Below are 18,019 nucleotides of genomic sequence, written 5' to 3'. Positions count from 1 at the left end.
GCATGGCGTTGAGAGTCCTGGCGCACTTCATTCCCGGACCGAAGGTCGAGGAATTCGTTGCACCCGAGTCGGATTGGCTCGACATCCGCTGGTGCGCCGCCGACGACGACGCCACCTTCCACCGCGAACTGGCCGACGCCGAGGTGCTGTGGCACGTGCTGCGACCGCTCTCGGGTGACGATCTGCGGAGCGGGCCTGCACTGCGGCTGGTGCACAAGTTCGGCGTCGGCATCAACACCATCGACGTCGACGTCGCGACACAGCGCGGCATCGCGGTGGCCAATATGCCCGGTGCCAATGCCGCCTCGGTCGCCGAGGGCACCGTGCTGCTGATGCTCGCCGTGCTGCGCCGGCTGCTGCCGCTGGACCGCGCGACCCGTGAGGTACGCGGTTGGCCGACCGATCCCGATCTTGGCGAGCGCTGCCGCGACATCGGCGGCTGTACCGTCGGCCTGGTCGGCTTCGGCAGCATCGCTCAACGGGTGGCCGGGATCGTGGCGGCCATGGGCGCGCAGGTGCTGCATACCAGCACCCGCGACGACGGCACGCCCGGTTGGCGGCCCCTGCCCGAACTGCTCGCCGCAGCCGACATCGTCTCGCTACACGTTCCGCTGACCGACGCGACCGAGGGATTGATCGACCGGGCCGCCCTGGAGCGCATGAAACCCGATGCGGTGTTGGTCAACACCGCACGCGGACCGATCGTCGACGAAGCCGCGCTGGCCGAGGCGCTGAGCGGCGGGCGGCTGGCCGGGGCCGGCCTCGACGTGTTCGCCGTCGAACCGGTGACCGCGGACAACCCGCTGCTCGGGTTGGAGAACGTGGTGCTGACCCCGCACGTCAGCTGGTACACCGCCGACACCATGCGGCGCTATCTGGCTGCGGCTGTCGACAACTGCCGCCGACTGCGCGACGGGCAGCCCCTGACCCACGTAGTCAACCAACCGACTAGTTGTTAGATTCACTTCACGTACACACCGAAAGGCGTATCAATGCCGATAGCAATCACTTCTGAGCATCAGGACCTCGCCGACTCCGTGCGGTCCTTCGTGTCACGGGCCGTGCCGTCCGAGCTGCTGCACGCGGCGATGGACTCCCCGATCGAGAACCCGCCGCCGTATTGGCGGGCCGCCGCCGAGCAGGGCTTGGCGGGTGTGCATCTGGCCGAGGAAGTCGGCGGGCAGGGTTTCGGAATCCTGGAATTGGCGGTGGTGCTGGCCGAGTTCGGCTACGGCGCGGTGCCCGGACCATTCGTGCCGTCGGCGATCGCCAGCGCCCTGATCGCGGCGAACAATCCGGCCGCCGCCGAGCTCAGCGGGCTGGCCAGCGGAGCGGTGATCGCCAGCTACACGCTCAACCCGGGGCTGACCGCCACCGCCCAGGGGACGGGATTGGTGATCCACGGCGAGGCGCGTGCGGTCGCGGCCGCCGCTCAGGCGTCGTTGCTGGTGCTGCCCGTGGCGGTCGACAGCGACGAGGTCTGGGTGGTGCTGCGCGCCGACCAGCTCGAGATCGAGCCGGTGGCCAGCGTCGACCCGCTGCGCCCCATCGCCCATGTGCGCGCCGCCGGCGTCGAGGTCGACGACATCGCGGTCCTGCGTAACCTCTCGTCGGCGCGCGCGCACGCGCTGATCTCGACGCTGCTGTCCGCAGAGGCGGTCGGGGTGGCCCGCTGGGCCACCGACACCGCGGCGGACTACGCCAAGATCCGCGAGCAGTTCGGCCGACCGATCGGCCAGTTCCAGGCCATCAAGCACAAGTGCGCGGAGATGATCGCCGATACCGAGCGGGCCACCGCTGCGGTGTGGGATGCCGCCCGCGCTGTCGATGAGGCGAATGAAAACGGCTGGGACGCTGCGGGTTCGACGGTGGAGTTCGCGACTGCCGTGGCGGCCACCCTGGCGCCGAGCGCCGCGCAGCACTGCACCCAGGACTGCATCCAGGTGCACGGTGGAATCGGCTTCACCTGGGAGCACGACGCGGGTGTGTACTACCGGCGGGCGCTGATATTGGCCGCCTCCTTCGGCTCCCGCTCCGCGTACCCCCAGCAGGTCGTCGACACCGCCACCGCCGGTGGGATGCGCAAGATCGACATCGACCTGGACCCCGACACCGAGAAGCTGCGGGCCGAGATCAGGGCCGAGGTCGCCGCACTCAAGGCCATGCCGCACGACGAGCGCACGATCGCGATCGCCGAGGGCGGCTGGGTGCTGCCCTACCTGCCGAAGCCGTGGGGGCGGGCCGCCGAGCCGATCGAGCAGATCATCATCGAGCAGGAGTTTTCCACCGGCCGGGTGCGTCGCCAGGCGATGGGTATCGCCGCGTGGCTCATCCCGTCGATCGTGGCGTTTGGCACCGAGGAGCAGAAGCAGCGTTTCCTCCCCGCCACGTTCCGCGGCGAATTGATCTGGTGCCAACTGTTTTCCGAGCCGGGCGCCGGTTCAGACCTGGCCAGCCTGACCACCAAGGCGACCAAGGTCGACGGCGGCTGGCGGATCAGCGGACAGAAGATCTGGACGTCGGCCGCGCAGTTCTCCTCGTGGGGAGCCCTGCTGGCGCGCACGGACAGCTCCGCGCCCAAACATGATGGCATCACTTACTTCCTGCTGGACATGAAGAGCGAAGGCGTGACGGTCAGCCCGTTGCGTGAACTCACCGGCGGGGCGATGTTCAACACCGTGTTCATCGACGACGTGTTCATCCCGGACGAGTTGGTGCTCGGCGAGGTGAACCGGGGCTGGGAGGTCAGCCGCAACACACTGACCGCCGAGCGGGTGTCGATCGGCGGTTCCGAGATGCCGTTCCTGGCCAGCCTCGACGGGTTCGTCGAGTTCATCCGGGACGGCCAGTTCGACGGAGGCGAACAGCGCCGGGCCGGTCAGCTGATCGCTGAAGGACACGCCGCCAAGCTGCTCAACCTGCGCTCGACGCTGCTGACACTGGCGGGCCTCGACCCGATGCCGGCGGCGGCAGTGTCCAAGCTGCTGTCGATGCGCACCGGACAGGGCTACGCCGAGTTCGCGGTGGGCACGTTCGCCGGTGATGCCGCGATCGGCGACCGTGAGCAGCTGCCCGGCAAGTGGGCCGAATACCTGTTGATGAGCCGCGCCACCACCATCTACGGCGGCACCTCGGAGGTCCAGCTCAACATCATCGCCGAGCGTCTGCTCGGCCTGCCCCGCGACCCGTAGCCCGTAATTGCGCGAGCTCGGGGTACCTCCCGCTTGCGCGAGCGTGCGTGTCCCCGGCCCGACACGCCGGGTGCGTCCCGGAGTCACGCACGCTCGCAGGGGGAAGAACCCCTGCTAGCGTCGCCGCCATGGCCGAAGCTCCGCCACCTCCCGGTCGCCGCGGAATGGCAACCGCCGGAGAACGCGAGACCCTGGAGGCGTTCCTCGACGACTACCGGGACATCGTGGTGCGCAAGGTATCCGGACTCTCGGATGCCGACGCCGGCCGGCATCTCGTTTCCTCGGCAACGACAGTGGGCGGGCTGGTCAAGCACCTGCGTTGGGTGGAGTACGGCTGGTTCGACCAGCTACTGCAAGAACGCCGCGACGACAACCGGCGCCCGCACGACCGCGAGCGGGAGTTCGAACTGTCCGACGACGACTCACTGCCCGTGCTGGTCGCAGAGTATCGCCGACAGTGCGAGGAGTCCCGGCGGATCGCCGCGCAGTTTCCGCTGGATCACACGGTCTCACATCGCCGCATCGGCCAGGTTTCCCTGCGCTGGATCTACGTGCACCTGATCGAGGAGACCGCCCGACACTGCGGGCAGATCGATATTTTGCGCGAACAGCTTGACAGCGCAACGGGTTTCGACTGAAAACCCGCTCGCGAGCGTGCGTAATCCCGGTCGCGGTACGGAGTGTCGCGCAGGGGACACGCTCCCCCGCAAGCGGGAGGTACCCCCAGCTCGCGCTAAAGGCCGCGCCCTACAGGTCGCGGAGTTCGCGCTTGAGGATCTTGCCGGTGGGGTTACGCGGCAGCTCGTCGAGAAAGACCACTTCGCGCGGCACCTTGTAGCGGGCCAGGTGCTCCTTCACGTAGACCTTGATGGTCTCCTCGTCGACGCTGGAGCCTTCCTTGCGCACTACGAAGGCCCGCAGCCGGGCGCCCCACTCCTTGTCCTCGACACCCAACGCGGTCGCCTCGATCACCTCGGGGTGCCCGCTGATCAGGTCCTCGACCTCAGCCGGGAAGACGTTCTCGCCGCCGGAGACGATCATCTCGTCGTCGCGACCGGACACGTAGAGCAGCCCGCGCTCGTCGAAGTAGCCGACGTCGCCCGAGGACAGCAGGCCGTCGATGATCTGCTTGCCGCCGCCACCGGTGTAGCCCTCGAACGGGAAGAAGTTGCCGACGAAGATCCGCCCGACCTCGCCCTGCGGCACTTCGTTGCCGTTGTCGTCGAGGATCTTGACCTTGACGCCCTTGACCACCGGTCCCACCGTCGCAGCGTTGTGCTGCAGGTCGGCGGGGCCGGCGATGGTGGCAAAGGCGACCTCGGTGGAGCCGTACATGTTGTAGATGACCGGCCCCAGGTCCTTCAGTGCCCGCGTCGCCAGTTCGGCGCCGAGCTGCGACCCGGAGACGAAAACGATCCGCAGGTTCGACAGGTCCGGCTTGGGGCTGGTCTTCTCCAGCTGGTCGAGGATCCGGGACAGCATGACCGGGACGACGACCATACCGGTCACCTTGTGCTTTTCCAGGTCATCCAGCACGGTGGCCGGCTTGAAGCGGCGCCGCAGCACCAGCGTCGAGCCGAAGAACATGGCCAGGGTGCCGTGCAGATAGCCCAGCGCGTGGAACATCGGCGACGGCAATGACGTCACTTCGCCGGCCCGGAACGGGACGTGCGACAGGATGCCGCCGATCGGCGCCAACGTGGGCGGCGTGCTGCGGTTGGCGCCCTTGGGGGTACCGGTGGTGCCGGACGTCAGGATGATGATCGAGGCGTGCTTGGTGATCTTGGGTGCCGGCGCCTTGCTGCTGCGCGCAATCAGCTGCGCCAAGGTCTCGTCGGTGCTTCCCGACGGTTCGTCGGTGTCCGGGTTGACGCCCAGGGCCCGCAACTTGCCCAGCGTCGGTTCGGCCTGCGCCACGGCGGCGGTGTACTCGTCGTCGTAGATGATCAGCTTGGCGCCTTCGCGTTCGGAGACGTCCTTGATCTGCGGACCGGAGAATTCGCTGTTCAGCAGGATCAGCCGGGCGCCGACTCGGGCGCAGCCGTAGTTGGCGATCAGGAACCAGCGATGGTTGCGAGCCAGGATCGCCACCCCGTCACCGCCACGCACACCCATCGCGAGCAGACCGTTGGCCACCGCGTTGACGGCGTCGTCCAGTTCTTTGAACGTGATGCTGCCTTCGTCGTCGATCACGGCGATGCCGTTCGGGTTACGACGGGCATTGAGCGCCGGAATCATCCCCAGCTCGCCCCAGCGCGCTCCGTCAGCAAGTGCACTGGCGATGACCCGAGGGGACTCCAGCTTCAGCGCACCGGACTCCAGGATCTTGCGCAGATAATGCAACTCGGCGCCACCACGTTCGAGATAGCGACCGAGCTTGTTTACAGCCTGGCTGGGCAGGTCAGTGAGCTTAGCCATGGGACAACCTTATGTGACGCAGATCGCCGTCGGGCGGCGGATGGCGGCCTCTCATTAACATGACCTCATGGCCGGCGGGATGTCGCTGGAGGTTGCGGGACACCGGGTGGTGGTCACCCACCCGAACAAGGTGGTGTTCCCAGGTGGACCAGGCTCCACCCCCCGGACCAAGATCGAGCTGATTCGCTACTACCTGTCGGTGGCCGACGGCGCGCTGCGCGGGGTGGCCGGCCGGCCGATGATCCTCAAACGCTTCGTCGACGGCATCGGCGCCGAGGCCATCTTCCAGAAGCGGGCACCAGCCAACCGCCCGGATTGGGTCTCGGTCGCCGAGCTGCGCTACGCGTCGGGCCGGTCGGCGCACGAGGTCGTCGTCGACGACGCGGCCGGGCTGGCCTGGGTGATCAACCTGGGCTGTGTGGACCTCAACCCGCACCCGGTGCTCGCCGGCGACCTTGAGCATCCCGACGAGCTGCGGGTCGACCTCGATCCGATGCCGGGAGTCGGCTGGCCGGAGATCGTCGAGGTGACACTGCTGGCCCGCGACGTACTGGCCGATCACGGGCTGACCGCCTGGCCGAAGACGTCCGGCTCGCGCGGCATGCACATCTACGCACGGATCGCACCGCGGTGGGAGTTCGGTCAGGTGCGGCTGGCGGCACAGGCGGTGGCCCGCGAGATCGAGCGGCGCGCACCGCAGTTGGCCACCAGCCGGTGGTGGAAAGAGGAGCGGCACGGCGTCTTCGTGGACTTCAACCAGAACGCCAAGGACCGCACGGTCGCCTCGGCGTACTCGGTGCGGGCCACCGCTGACGCCCGGGTGTCGACGCCGTTGCATTGGGACGAGGTTATCGACGCCGACCCGGCGTCGTTCACGCTGGACACCGTGCCGGACCGCTTCGCGCAGATCGGCGACCCCTGGGCAGGCATGAACGACACCGCCGGCGGGTTGGAGTCGCTGCTGGAACTGGCCGAAGCGCAGGGCCCGGCGGAGAAGGCGCCGCGCGGCGCGCGTAAAAGCGTCGACGGTCGTCGCACGTCACCGCTGCCACTGATCGAGATCGCCCGCACCAAGACGCGCGACGAGGCGATGGCTGCCTTGGATGTCTGGCGACAGCGGCACGCTACAGCGGCGAAACAGCTGGCGCCGGAGGACGTTCTGCTCGACGGCATGCGCGGTCCGAGTTCGATCTGGTACCGGGTCCGGATCAACCTGCAGCACGTCGAAGAGGCGCAGCGCCCACCCCAGGAGGAGTTGATCTCCGACTACAGCCCCTGGAACAACCGTCCGAGCTAGTGTCTCGATCCGCTACGGCGCGGCCGGGTGCGAACGCAGGATCGCGGCGTTGAGCGTCCGCTTCATCCAGTCCCGGAAATCGGCGAGTGAGTAGCCCCGGCGGTTCACCAGAAGGTCGTAGCTTTCGGGGCTCGCGATTGCCCAGGCGGTGTCGGCGGCGGTCTTGTGCGTGAGGCCCTCGGCGAGCGCGTCGACCGGAATGTCGCTGATCACCCGCATGAACCGCCGGTGGCGTAGGAGTTGAAGTTCGCTCCAGTCCTCGGCAATCTCGGTGTCGACGGCGGCGGCGTCGCGGTAGAGCCGCCACCCGACAGCGGCACGGTCGGCGATCTCCGCGACGAGGTCCGCCAGTTCGGCCAGACGTTCATGCGGCGCCATCCCCTCGAACCGATCCGCGTCCTCGGGTGAGTCGGCCGGCCCGGCGAGGAGGCGTTCCATGTACCCCCGTAGCAGTTCGCGTTTGCTTCCCCAGGCGAGGTAGAGGGTCTGGACGGACACCCCCGCCGCGGCGGCGAGCTTGGTGACGGTAGTGCCGCAGTAGCCGTGGGCGGGGAATTCAGCCTCCGCAGCTTGCAGGAGCCTGTTGCGGGTGTCGCGTCGCAGGGCCTCGCCGACCTTCTTCTGGCGACTCTGGAAACTCGCCTGAGTTTTCTCCGCAGTCATGGACAGCAGCCTATCGCACGTTCTAGAGTGGCGATCAACTTCATTAGAATGCGATTCTAATTCATCGAGGGAGGGGTGTCCGTGGCCAACAGCACGCTGGACAAACCCTGGAAACGCCCGGGGCGGGCCGCGTACGCCCGCCGTCGGTTGGCGGGAGCGCTCCGTCCGCCGGTGACCGTGTATCCGATGCCGCCGAATGTCACGAAGCAGGCAGACGTGCCGGTGCGGATGCGCGACGGGGTCACGCTGCGCTTGAACCTGTTTCTGCCTGCCGACGTCGAAGGCCCGTTCCCGGTGATCATGTCGGCGCACCCGTACGGCAAAGATGGGGTCGCGAAGCGCAAGCGAGGGCGATGGTCGCTGAACCCGCAGTTCCGAGTCATGAATCAGACAGCGCCACTACGGATCTCAGATCAGACCAGCTGGGAGGCGCCCGATCCCGCCTGGTGGGCACAGCGCGGTTATGCGGTCATCAACCTGGACACCCGCGGCGGCGGCCGCTCAGGAGGACGCGGCAACCTCTTCTCCGATCAGGAAGCCGACGACATCGCCCAGGTCATCGCATGGGCGGCCGCGCAGCCGTGGTCCACGGGACGGATCGGAATGCTCGGCGTGTCTTACCTCGCACTGTCGCAATACAAGGTCGCCGCCCTCAACCCGCCTGCTTTGAAAGCGATTTGCCCTTGGGAGGGGTTCACCGACGCCTACCGCGACTTCTTCACGCCCGGGGGCGTCGTGGAGAACGGCTTCGCCCGCATCTGGCTGGCGCTCTCCGGCCGGGTAGCCCGTCTGGAGAGCAATCTCGCGGCCGAACGCCGCAAGCACCCGCTACGGGATGCCTGGTGGGAAGCGATCACCCCCAACCTGTCGAAGATCACCGTCCCGATACTCGAATGCACCAGCTTCTCCGACGCCAACCTGCACAGCGTGGGGTCAATGCGTGCCTTCCAGCGTGTCAGTTCGCCAGACCGGCACGCCTACACACACCGTGGGCCCAAATGGGCCACCTTCTATTCGGAGGACGCCCTGCGCCATCAGCTGGCCTTCTTCGATCGGCATCTACGCGAGCGCGACGTCCCCCGACTACCCCGCATTCGACTCGAGATCCGCGATCGGCTCGACCACGTCACCGAGGTACGAGACGAACAGGAATGGCCCCTGGCGCGCACCCACTGGCGCCAACTCCATCTCTCCGGCGGCGGTCTGCTGACCGAGGTCGGCGCAGCCGAGGGCAGCGTCACATTCGACCTGAAACGCAATGCCGCCGTGTTCGACTATCGCTTTGAGCGGGATACCGAGCTGAGCGGTCCGATGACGCTTGCGCTGCACATCGCAACGACCGGCGCGAAAGATCCACGGATCTTCGTCGGGATCGAGAAGTGGTCACGCGGTGCACCCACTCCGTTCGAGGGGTCCTACGGTTACGGCCGCGACCGCGTCGCACAGGGCCGGTTGCGCCTCGCTCTGCGCGAACTCGAACCCGTGCTGAGCAAACCGCACCAGCCCGAGCACACCTTCGCAACGCTGCAGCCGGTCCACGACGACGAGGTGATGGAAGTGCTGATTCCCCTGAGCTCTTCCGCCACGCTCTTCCACGCCGGCGACACGCTGCGCCTCATGATCGCCGGCCGCTACCTAGAGCCCCGAAGCCCCTTCTTCGGCCACTTCCCCACCCACTACGAACCCAGCGGATCAGGAAAGGCAACCATCAGCTGGGCACCGGGCCGACCTTCCGTCCTCGAAATCCCCGCCATACCAGCGCTGTGAGTCCTTCAGGGAACCACGACATTGGCGGCCAGGTTCGCGGCGACTTCGGCCTCCCAGTGACCGAACGCGTGGGTGGTGTCGATCTCCACTTCGAACCGGTCGGTCATGTCCGGGGTGACGGCCGCGGCGTCGACGTAGAACTGCTCGTACCACCGGCGCAGCTGGTACACCGGGCCGTCCTCTTCGGTGAGCAGCGGGTTCTCCACGGGCGCCTTGTGCCGCCAGATCTCGACGTCCTCCAGGAATCCCGCCCCGAACGAGCGGCTCATCGCCGCGGCGAGTTTGGTGGCCTTCTCCGCCGGTAGGTTCGGCATCTGCTGGACGGCGACACCCCACTGCAGCATGAAGGAGTCCTGCGTGACCGGGTAGTGGCAGTTGATCAGCGCGATCTCGGCGGTGAAGTCCGGCGCGAGGTCGTTGTGCAGCCAGTTGATCATGTAAGCCGGCCCGAAGTAGGTCGCCTCGGAGCGCAGGTAGGTGCCCTCCCACAGTTTGTCGGCCCCCGGAGAGTCCGGCCGGACCTTGCTCTCCATGTACTGGCTGGCGTGAGGACCCTCGATCACGTTTTTGAAGTAGGTCGGATATGAGTGGTGGATGTAGAAGAAGTGCGCCATGTCGACGACGTTGTCGATGATCTCTCGGCAGTTGGCGCCGTCGATCAGGACCGAATCCCATTGCCACGGTGACCACCTGCCGGCATCCATGCCTTCGATCTGCGGCGGGGTCAGCTCCGGCGGCGGCGTCGAACCCTCCGGGTCGTGCCACATCAGCAGTTGGCCGTTGACCTCGCAGGTGGGCCAGCGTCGGGTGCGCGCTATCCGTGGCGGCCGCTTGGCGTAGGGCACCTGCGCGCACCGACCGGTTGAGCCCTGCCACCGCCAGTCGTGGAACGGACACGCCAGGGTGTCGCCCTTGATGGTGCCTCGGGACAGGTCGGCGCCCATGTGCCGGCAGTAGGCGTCCAGCACATGCACGTCGCCGCTGGAGTCGGCGAATGCCACGAGCCGGGTGCCAAAGGCGTTGATGCCGTGCGGCTTACCGTCCCGGAAGGTTTCGGCCAGCCCCAGGCAGTGCCAACCCCGGGCATACCGGGTCTTCGGCGTGCCGTGGTCCAACTCGCGGATCGCGCAGTCGCTCATCGTCTCTACCCTTCACCTCGCAGGTAGCTTTGCCGGCCGTAGGACGTGAACTCGGCGTCCAGTGCACGCTTGTCGTCGTCGGTCATGCGGGTGTACTCGGGGGTACCCCGTCCGACCCAGCGGTATACCGGTTCGCACGTGTGCCAGCGCTGCGCCTGCAGTTCCCGTTTGAGCACTTTGTTCGAGCCGGTGACCGGCAGGCCGGCCGAGACCCGCAGAAATCGTGGGAAGCCCTTGCGGCCCAGGTCGGGCTGGGCGGCCAGATACTCGGCGAAGGCCGCCGCGTCGAAGCTGTCGGGGTCGGCGACCTCGACAGCGCCCATCACCTGGTCGCCGGAGCGGGGGTCGGGCACCGCGTAGACGCCGGCGCTGATGATCAGCGGATGCCGGCGCAGTACCTGCTCGATGGTCAGCGCGGAGGTGTTCTCCCCGTCGACCCGGATCCAGTCGCCGCGGCGGCCGGCGAAGTACAGGAAGCCGGCCTCGTCGCGGTAGCCCAGGTCGCCGGTCCAGTACCAGCCGTCGCGGATCTTCTCCGAATCCGCGGCGTCGTTCTTGTAGTAGCCCTCGAAGTCGCGGGCCCCGGTCCGGTCGACGATCTCGCCGACCGCGTCGTCGGCGTTCGACACCCGGCCGTGTTCGTCGAGGATGGCCGTGGCGCACTCGGCACGGGTCTGCGGGTCGACGATGGCGATGCCCGCGTGCGCCGGACGGCCCAGCGCGCCGGGCGGTGCCGCCGGGTCGGGTATCGCCGCGTTGCCGCCCTCGCTGGAGCCGTAGCCCTCGTGCAGCACCGCGCCGAACCGACGGAGGAACTCCGCCTGGTCCTGCGGCGACGCCTCGGTCCCGAAGCCGCGGACCAGAGCGTTGTCGGCGTCGTCGGGCTGTTCGGTGGTGGCCAACAGGTAGCCCAGCGCCTTGCCCACGTAGGTGAAGAACGTCGCACCGAAGTAGCGCACGTCGGGCAGGAACTGCGATGCGGAGAACTTCGGCGTCAGGCAGATCGTCGCCCCGTTGGCCAGCGCAGGCGCCCACAGCGCCATGATCGCGTTGCCGTGAAACAGCGGCATGCAGCAGTAGTCGACGTCGGAACGCACGTGGCCGAATTTGGTGGTGGCCATCTCGGCGATCCGGACCAGCCGGCCCTGACTGCACTTGACCGCCTTGGAGGCGCCGGTGGTGCCGGAGGTGAACAGCAGCAGCAGCAGCGATCCCGGCCCCACTCCCGGGGCGGCGGCCGGCTCCACCCGGTGTTCCTCGACCAGGGCGGCGTAGCCGGGCTGGTCGATCACCAGGAAGCGCTCGGGGTCCAGGCCGTGGTCCAGGCCGCGCAGCCGGTCCATTCCGGCGGTGTCGGTGACGATCAGCTGGCAGTCCGCGTGGCGGATCTCCGCAGCCATCTCGGCATCACCGCGGGTGGGGTTGATCCCGACGATGACCCCGCCGGCCAGCGCGCCGGCGCCGAGCCAGAACACGAAATCTGGGACGTTATCCAGCAGCACGCCGATGTGAAACGGTCCGTCCCGGCGCAACGACGACGCCAACGCGGCACGCGCAGCGGACTCGCGCACCACGTCATCCCAAGTCCAATCCCGTTGCCGGGTGCGCAGCCCCAGATGCTGGTCGCCGAGGCGGTCGAGCAGCATCCCCGCGATGTCAGTGGGCATTCGCCGCTGGCGCGTGAACGAGATCGATGTACTGCTGCGGAAGGTCTTCGCGGGCCACCGGGGTCACGCTGCGCACGCCGGCGAAGTAGGAGTCCTCGCCGACGATCTTGCCGCTGGCATCGAGCGGCCACAGCAGCACCTGCCGGTACACCACCAGGTAGTCGGCGTCGGGATCGTCGACTTCCACCCCGAGAATGGCGGTCGCCAGGGCGCCCGGGTACAGCTGCTTCATGTCTCCCTCGGTCACCACGCAGTCGTCGTCGACGACCAGCCGGTCGATGGCGAACTCCAGCACGTTGGTGCGGGTCGCCATGAAGTTCGTGTAGTAGGTGCGCACCCCGTCGGTGGTCTTCGGACCGACGTCCTGACCGGCCATCCAGAAGTGGTAGTCCGGCTCGGCGCTCAGCGTCCCCATCACCTGGTCGAGATCCGGCGAAGCCTCCCCCTTCATGTGCTCGATCACCACTTCGAGCGCGGCCCGGTGCCGCGCATTGGTGGTTTCGGCCAACCGCTTCTCCAGGGGGGCCCAGGTCCGGCTGGGATCGATGACGGCCACGGTTCTCACTCCTTCGTGTCAGGTGGTGATCATCATCACCGCAACCGCCGACGTTGGTCAGCCGCCATACGTCTGCTTAATCACCGAATCTTCCCGACGTTTGTCGGTTCGGTGGCGGAAAGCTCGGCCGACGAGAGCGCGATACGACGCACGAAGAGCACCAGGGTCGCCGTGAACCGATCGATCGGGTCGGCCAGATCCCAGCCCATCGCCGACTCGACGTGGGCGATGCGCGCCGCCACCGTGCTGTGGTGCAGGTGCAACTGGGCGGCGGTGCGGCGCAGCGACCCCAGCACGCAGAACGCCTCGGTGGTGTCGATGTCGTGCGCGCCGGACGGTTTGGCCGCAATCGCGTTGATGCGCGCCACATCGTGGTGTCGCAGCACCTGCTCCAGCGGCAGCTCGGCGAGCAGCTCCAGCACGCTGAGGCGTTCGTAGGCGACCGCCCGACGGCCGTAATGCGTGGACGAAGCGAACCGCAGTCCCCGTTGCGCCTGCCGCCAGGATGCCGCCGCATCGAACACGGAGGTCTTGGCGCCGATCCCGACCCACGGCCCGCGGCACGCCTGCGCGGGCGGGGGTGGCGGAAAGGCCGCGACGATGGCCGCATCCAGCCGGTCCGACAGTGTCCGGGCGTCCTCGGAGCTGTAACACAGCAGCGCCGTGTCGGCGCCGATCGTGACCGAGCGGACCGGTTGGTCGCCCAGTTCGCGCACGACGACGCGCAACGCCTCGGCAGGAGAGCCCGCCGAGACTGCCAGCACCCGAACCTCACGGGACTCATCGAGACCCAACAGCCGGATCGCGCGGGCTCGCTCCGCCGGTAATTCGTTGTCGGACAACACCAGTTCTAACAGCGCCGGGTCGCCCAGCCGGACAGCGGCTCCCGCCCGCGATGCCGCCATGCGCAGCGCGTGACGCACCCGGTCCAGGAAGACCTCATCGAGCGGATGCCCTGCGCTGCCCGCGCGTTCCAGCCGGACCTCCGGCTCGGTCGCCGAGATCCATCGCACGGACACCGGGCACTGCGCGACCGACTCGGCCGACCGGATCACCGTCTCGGCGTCGGCGCTCGACTCGACCAGTGCGTCGAAATACGCGACGACCCGCAGCACCGCATCGGCACCGGAATCCAGCTGGGACAGCCGGATCGGCTCGGGATCCATCAGCCGAGGCTATCGCGGATCCGTGTGGCCGTAGCCTCGCCACGGCAACCTCGGGTGGCTTTAGTTGATCGTGAAGCCGCCGTCGACCGCGATGGTCTGGCCGGTGACGTAGCCACCGGCATCCGAGGCGAGCCACAGGACCGAGGCTGCGAGATCTTCCGGGTCGCCCATCCGGCCCAACACGATTCGATGAGCGACGCTGTCCAGGTAGCCCGGGCGGTACTGATCGGTCATCTCGGACTGGAAGAAGCCGGGCGCGATCGCGTTGACCCGGATACCTTTTCGGCTCCCCCACTGCTGAGCCAAGTCGCGGGTCAGACCGATCAGTCCTGCCTTGCTGGCGGCGTACGCCGCCTGCGGCAACCCGGCCGTGGTCAGGCCCAGGACGCTGGAGATGTTGACGATCGACGAACCCGGCTCCATCACCCGTCCGCAAGCCTGTGCCGCCCAGTAGGCCCCGTTGAGGTTGATGTCGATGACCTCCCGGAACTGCTCGGGGGTTTCCCGGGTGGCCGGGTGCGCGGTACCGATGCCGGCGTTGTTGACCAACACATCGACCCGACCGAATCGCTCGATGGCGGCCTCGACCATTCTGGTCGACGCCGCCGGGTCGGCGACATCGGTCGCCACCGGCAGGGCTGCGCGTCCGGCAGCCGTCACGAGATCGGCCGCCTCCGCGAGCTTCTCCACCCGCCGCGCCGCCAGCACGACGTCCGCACCGGCCTCGGCGAAGGCCCGGGCGAAATACACGCCGAGGCCTGAGGACGCCCCGGTCACCACGACGACCTTGCCGTCCATGCGGAACTTGTCCAGTACGCTCACCCGAGTCACCTTTCTCGACTTTTCACTGTCACTTCAACGCATTTCGCGCCGCGGCGATGAACTCCGGCGCCGCCTGCGCCGCTTCGCCGGCATTCTGCACGTCTTTGGCGCCGTGCTGAGCTCGGTGGGTGATTCCTTCGGCGATCACCCCGATCTTGAAGTTCGCCAGCGCCAGGTAGAAGTTCCAGTCGCTCAGATCCCGGCCGGACAGCCGGGCGTATTCCTCGGCCAGGGCGTCGGCCGACGGCAGACGTGAACTGGTCCACGCGGCGGGGTGGCCGAACACCAGGTCGAATGCCGGTGACCGGTAGACACACATCAGCGCGATATCGGTAAGCGGGTCGCCGAGGGTGGACAGCTCCCAGTCCACCACGGCCCGGATGACGTCCGCCCGCTCTGGATCGCAGATGGTGTTGTCGATGCGGAAGTCGCCGTGCACCACCGAGGGCTGCGATGTCTGCGGGATGGCGTCGGCCAGTGCCGCGGCCAGCTTCGTGACATCGTCAGACAGCGCGTCGTCGTTCCCCGGCGTCTTGACCAGTTCCCACTGGCGGGCCCACAGGCGCACCTGGCGTTCCAGGAATCCGTCTGGCCTGCCGAAGGATTCGAGCCCGACAGCACGGTAGTCGACGGCGTGCAGATCCACCAGAACCCGCACCAGCGCCGCGGCGTTGGCCGCCAGTTCCGCATCCGACAGGGTGTCCAGATCGTCCTTGTGGCGATAGACCCGGCCGGTCACGAACTCCGTCACGGTCAAGGGCGCACCGCAGACCGTGCCGTCGGCGTCGAGCGCCACGGGTCGCGCGATCGGAACACCGGTGCCGTAGAGCTTGTCTGTGACCACGAATTCGCGGCCCACATCGTGAGCCGACGGGGTAAGGCCGCCGAGCGGAGGGCGGCGCACCACCCAGGCCGACGACTCGTCGCTGACTTTGAAGGTGAGATTCGACCGGCCACCGGCGATCAGTTCGACGGTGAGTTCACCCTGAACCGGAACGTCGTGGGCGATGAGATATTGCCGCAGGGCAACCGGATCCAGAGCTTCGACCGTCACTGCGCGGCGTCCTTGAGCGCTCGCCGCGCCGCCCCGACTCGCCGCTTGGCGATGGCCCAGCGGTGCACCTCCGAGGGCCCGTCGTAAACCCGGAACGGACGCACCTCGCGGGAGAGCCGCGCCGGGGGCAGGTCTTCGGTGACGCCCAGCGCACCGCACATCTGCACGCTGCGGTCGACGATCCGGAAGATCGCCTCGGCGGCGAAGGTCTTGGCGATCGACGTCGCGTCGCCGGCATTGCCGCCCTGATCCAGTTCCCAGCATGCGCGCACCAGCAGCGCCCGGGTAGCCGCGATGTCGATTTCGTTGTCGGCCACCATATTTTGGATCATGCCCAGATCGGCCAGCGCCGATCCGAATGCCTGGCGCTGCACGACGTGCGACAGCGCGGTGTCGTGTCCACGACGCGCGGCGCCGAGCCAGCGCATGACGTGCGTCATGCGCGCGGGCCCGAGACGCACCTGGGCGTATTCGAAGCCGCGGTCCACCTCGCCGAGCACCGCTTCGTCGGGAACCCGAACCTCGTCGAAGAACACCTCACAGTGGCCGCCCACCATGGACCGGTCCAGGGTCGAGATGTGTCGGCCGACGGTCAGACCCGCGGTGTCGGCGGGGACCAGGAACATGGTGGCGCCGCCGCGCTGACCTGCTTCCCCGGAGGTGCGGGCCATGACGATGAAGAATCCGGCGCCGTCGGCACCGGTGATGTACCACTTGTGGCCGGAGATGTACCAATCCCCCGACCGGCGTTCGGCCTTGGTCGTCAGCGCGGACGGATCCGAGCCCGCACCCGGCCCGGGCTCGGTCATCGCGAACGCGGATCGCACGTCGCCGGCTGCCAGCGGCGCGAGGTAGCGAGCCTTCTGCTCGGGGCTGGCCACCTCCGCCAGCAGATGCACGTTGCCCTCATCGGGGGCGGCGATGTTCACCGCGGCCGGTCCGAACAGTGAATAGCCGGCGGCCTCGAACACCGGCGCCCGGTCGGACATGTTCAAGCCCAGTCCGCCGTATTCGACGGGCGCGTGCGGCGCGAACACGCCTGCCTCTCGCGCCGCCGCCTGCAGTTCCTTCACCGCAGCGTCCCCGCCCGCGGCGGCGATGTCCCCACCGAAGCGGTCCTCCACCGGCAGAACCACGTCATCGATGAAAGCTCGCGTCTTGTCGACGAGCGCCGACACTTCCGGCGAGTAGCTCAACTCGATCGCCATGTCACCCCATCACCACACTCGGCATTGACCGACCGATCACTCGGCCCGAACACTACGGACTGTGACACAACAGACCATTTGCCGTCAAAATCGACGGTGTACCGCCGACTTTCCCTCCGGTATTGTTCAGGATTACTGAACAAAAGTGGAGGTGACCGTGACGGATTCACCGCAGTGCGGCACCGCTATCCGCGCCGCCCGTCGGGCCCGGGGGCTGACAGTCCGAGAGCTTGCGCGATCCCTGCGGGTAAGCCCGGCCACCGTGAGCGCGATCGAAAACGGCAAGACCGGGATCTCGGTGTCACGTCTCCACGAGTGTGCCGCGGCGCTGGGCGTCACGCCGGCCCAGATCTTGGCGGGCACCGTCAGTCCACCGGCACCCATCCCGGAGGACGCGCCGGCCGACGTTGCCGACTCCGGTCACCGCGACTGGCGACGGTTTCCACCCCTGGCCCTAGACAGCGTCTTGGCGGCAGCCATCGACGCCTTCGTCGAAACCGGCTACCACGGCAGCACCATGCGAGATATCTCGGCGCGCGCAGGCATGAGCGTGCCCGGGATCTACCACCACTACCCGGATAAGCAGACGCTGTTGGTCGCGATACTGGACCTGACCATGACCGAACTGCACTGGCGGGTCAACGCGGCCCGTGCCGAAGCGGCGACCGGCCTGCACGAGGTGCGGCTGGTCGTCGAAGCCTTGGCCCTGTTCCACACGCACCGCCAGAAGCTGGCCTTCATCGGTGCCAGCGAGATGCGCAGCCTTACCGCGACGAACCGGCAACGTATCGCCGACTCGCGAAATCAACTGCAGCACACCCTCGACGCCGGCATCGACCGCGCCGCGCGGGAACGCGATGTCGACGTCGCCGATGTGCTGGACCGCCGGATCGCGGGACGCGCCATCACCACGATGTGCACCTCGCTGCCGCAGTGGTTCAACGCCGACGGCCCCGCCACGCCCGAGGAAACCGCACGCACCTACGCCGATTTCGCGGTCTCGCTACTCAGCAAGCCCCGCGGTCCCGGACTGGGTTCACCGCCACCGGCACCCGACGGCAGAATGTGACC

The 18,019-nt window shown here is 67.8% G+C and carries 15 protein-coding genes; 6 read left to right on the top strand and 9 right to left on the bottom strand.

The features are described 5' to 3' along the window. Nucleotides 1-2: 2 nt before the first annotated feature. From K3U94_RS01485 to K3U94_RS01475, 3 genes are all read left to right on the top strand, one after another. Nucleotides 3-959, top strand: a complete 957-nt coding sequence (locus tag K3U94_RS01485) for a 2-hydroxyacid dehydrogenase (RefSeq protein WP_220695346.1) — start codon at nt 3-5, stop codon at nt 957-959. A 33-nt stretch (nt 960-992) separates the two neighbouring features. Next, nucleotides 993-3,191: an acyl-CoA dehydrogenase family protein gene (locus tag K3U94_RS01480; protein WP_220695345.1), complete on the top strand. Its 2,199-nt coding sequence runs from the start codon at nt 993-995 to the stop codon at nt 3,189-3,191. Nucleotides 3,192-3,319: 128 nt separating this feature from the next. Further along, nucleotides 3,320-3,829, top strand: a complete 510-nt coding sequence (locus K3U94_RS01475) for a DinB family protein (RefSeq protein ID WP_220695344.1) — start codon at nt 3,320-3,322, stop codon at nt 3,827-3,829. A gap of 109 nt (nt 3,830-3,938) precedes the next feature. On the opposite strand, the gene fadD2 is transcribed toward K3U94_RS01475, so the two are convergent. Next, the gene (fadD2, locus tag K3U94_RS01470; RefSeq protein ID WP_220695343.1) at nt 3,939-5,609 is read right to left on the bottom strand and encodes a long-chain-fatty-acid--CoA ligase FadD2; all 1,671 of its coding nucleotides are present in this window, start codon (nt 5,607-5,609) and stop codon (nt 3,939-3,941) included. Nucleotides 5,610-5,676: 67 nt separating this feature from the next. On the opposite strand from fadD2, the gene K3U94_RS01465 reads away from it, so the two are divergent. Continuing rightward, nucleotides 5,677-6,906: a DNA polymerase domain-containing protein gene (locus K3U94_RS01465; RefSeq protein ID WP_220695342.1), complete on the top strand. Its 1,230-nt coding sequence runs from the start codon at nt 5,677-5,679 to the stop codon at nt 6,904-6,906. A gap of 12 nt (nt 6,907-6,918) precedes the next feature. Here K3U94_RS01465 and K3U94_RS01460 read toward each other — a convergent pair whose 3' ends face one another. Further along, nucleotides 6,919-7,569: a TetR/AcrR family transcriptional regulator gene (locus K3U94_RS01460; protein WP_220695341.1), complete on the bottom strand. Its 651-nt coding sequence runs from the start codon at nt 7,567-7,569 to the stop codon at nt 6,919-6,921. A 75-nt stretch (nt 7,570-7,644) separates the two neighbouring features. Here K3U94_RS01460 and K3U94_RS01455 point away from each other — a divergent pair, with 75 nt between their 5' ends. Next, the gene (locus K3U94_RS01455; protein WP_434084896.1) at nt 7,645-9,336 is read left to right on the top strand and encodes a CocE/NonD family hydrolase; all 1,692 of its coding nucleotides are present in this window, start codon (nt 7,645-7,647) and stop codon (nt 9,334-9,336) included. A 5-nt stretch (nt 9,337-9,341) separates the two neighbouring features. On the opposite strand, the gene K3U94_RS01450 is transcribed toward K3U94_RS01455, so the two are convergent. From K3U94_RS01450 to K3U94_RS01420, 7 genes are all read right to left on the bottom strand, one after another. Further along, on the bottom strand, nt 9,342-10,475 hold the full coding sequence (locus tag K3U94_RS01450; protein ID WP_220695340.1) for a 3-ketosteroid-9-alpha-monooxygenase, oxygenase component: 1,134 nt from the start codon (nt 10,473-10,475) through the stop codon (nt 9,342-9,344). A 5-nt stretch (nt 10,476-10,480) separates the two neighbouring features. Further along, nucleotides 10,481-12,142: a steroid-22-oyl-CoA synthetase gene (gene casI / locus K3U94_RS01445; protein ID WP_220695339.1), complete on the bottom strand. Its 1,662-nt coding sequence runs from the start codon at nt 12,140-12,142 to the stop codon at nt 10,481-10,483. Next, nucleotides 12,132-12,698 carry a nuclear transport factor 2 family protein gene (locus K3U94_RS01440; RefSeq protein WP_220695338.1) on the bottom strand — a complete coding sequence of 189 codons (567 nt, stop codon included), beginning with the start codon at nt 12,696-12,698 and terminating at the stop codon, nt 12,132-12,134. The genes casI and K3U94_RS01440 overlap by 11 nt, the downstream gene beginning before the upstream one ends. 80 nt (nt 12,699-12,778) lie before the next feature. After that, nucleotides 12,779-13,864 (bottom strand): PucR family transcriptional regulator, encoded by a 1,086-nt coding sequence (locus tag K3U94_RS01435; protein ID WP_220695337.1) that lies wholly within the window; start codon nt 13,862-13,864, stop codon nt 12,779-12,781. Between the two features lie 60 nt (nt 13,865-13,924). Further along, on the bottom strand, nt 13,925-14,686 hold the full coding sequence (locus tag K3U94_RS01430; protein WP_220695336.1) for an SDR family NAD(P)-dependent oxidoreductase: 762 nt from the start codon (nt 14,684-14,686) through the stop codon (nt 13,925-13,927). 28 nt (nt 14,687-14,714) lie between these two features. Then, the gene (locus K3U94_RS01425) at nt 14,715-15,740 is read right to left on the bottom strand and encodes a phosphotransferase family protein (protein ID WP_220695335.1); all 1,026 of its coding nucleotides are present in this window, start codon (nt 15,738-15,740) and stop codon (nt 14,715-14,717) included. Continuing rightward, entirely contained in the window at nt 15,737-16,948 is a 1,212-nt protein-coding gene (locus K3U94_RS01420) for an acyl-CoA dehydrogenase family protein (RefSeq protein ID WP_220695334.1), read from the bottom strand. The genes K3U94_RS01425 and K3U94_RS01420 overlap by 4 nt, the downstream gene beginning before the upstream one ends. Nucleotides 16,949-17,093: 145 nt before the next feature. On the opposite strand from K3U94_RS01420, the gene relB reads away from it, so the two are divergent. Continuing rightward, complete coding sequence (relB, locus tag K3U94_RS01415; protein ID WP_350355350.1) at nt 17,094-18,017, top strand: type II toxin-antitoxin system RelB family anti-toxin; 924 nt, start codon at nt 17,094-17,096, stop codon at nt 18,015-18,017. The last annotated feature ends 2 nt before the right edge of the window (nt 18,018-18,019 follow it).

Origin of the sequence: Mycolicibacter heraklionensis, assembly GCF_019645815.1 — a bacterium.
GTDB classification, from domain to species: Bacteria; Actinomycetota; Actinomycetes; order Mycobacteriales; family Mycobacteriaceae; genus Mycobacterium; species Mycobacterium heraklionense.
The sequence above is the reverse complement of the archived record's forward strand: the minus strand, read 5'-3'. Positions and strand labels throughout refer to the sequence as shown.

Coding starts and splice junctions, on each gene's coding strand:
- K3U94_RS01485 (WP_220695346.1), top strand. CDS start 3: ATGGCGTTGAGAGTCCTGGCGCACTTCATTCCCGGACCGAAGGTCGAG.
- K3U94_RS01480 (WP_220695345.1), top strand. CDS start 993: ATGCCGATAGCAATCACTTCTGAGCATCAGGACCTCGCCGACTCCGTG.
- K3U94_RS01475 (WP_220695344.1), top strand. CDS start 3,320: ATGGCCGAAGCTCCGCCACCTCCCGGTCGCCGCGGAATGGCAACCGCC.
- fadD2 (WP_220695343.1), bottom strand. CDS start 5,609: ATGGCTAAGCTCACTGACCTGCCCAGCCAGGCTGTAAACAAGCTCGGT.
- K3U94_RS01465 (WP_220695342.1), top strand. CDS start 5,677: ATGGCCGGCGGGATGTCGCTGGAGGTTGCGGGACACCGGGTGGTGGTC.
- K3U94_RS01460 (WP_220695341.1), bottom strand. CDS start 7,569: ATGACTGCGGAGAAAACTCAGGCGAGTTTCCAGAGTCGCCAGAAGAAG.
- K3U94_RS01450 (WP_220695340.1), bottom strand. CDS start 10,475: ATGAGCGACTGCGCGATCCGCGAGTTGGACCACGGCACGCCGAAGACC.
- casI (WP_220695339.1), bottom strand. CDS start 12,142: ATGCCCACTGACATCGCGGGGATGCTGCTCGACCGCCTCGGCGACCAG.
- K3U94_RS01435 (WP_220695337.1), bottom strand. CDS start 13,864: ATGGATCCCGAGCCGATCCGGCTGTCCCAGCTGGATTCCGGTGCCGAT.
- K3U94_RS01420 (WP_220695334.1), bottom strand. CDS start 16,948: ATGGCGATCGAGTTGAGCTACTCGCCGGAAGTGTCGGCGCTCGTCGAC.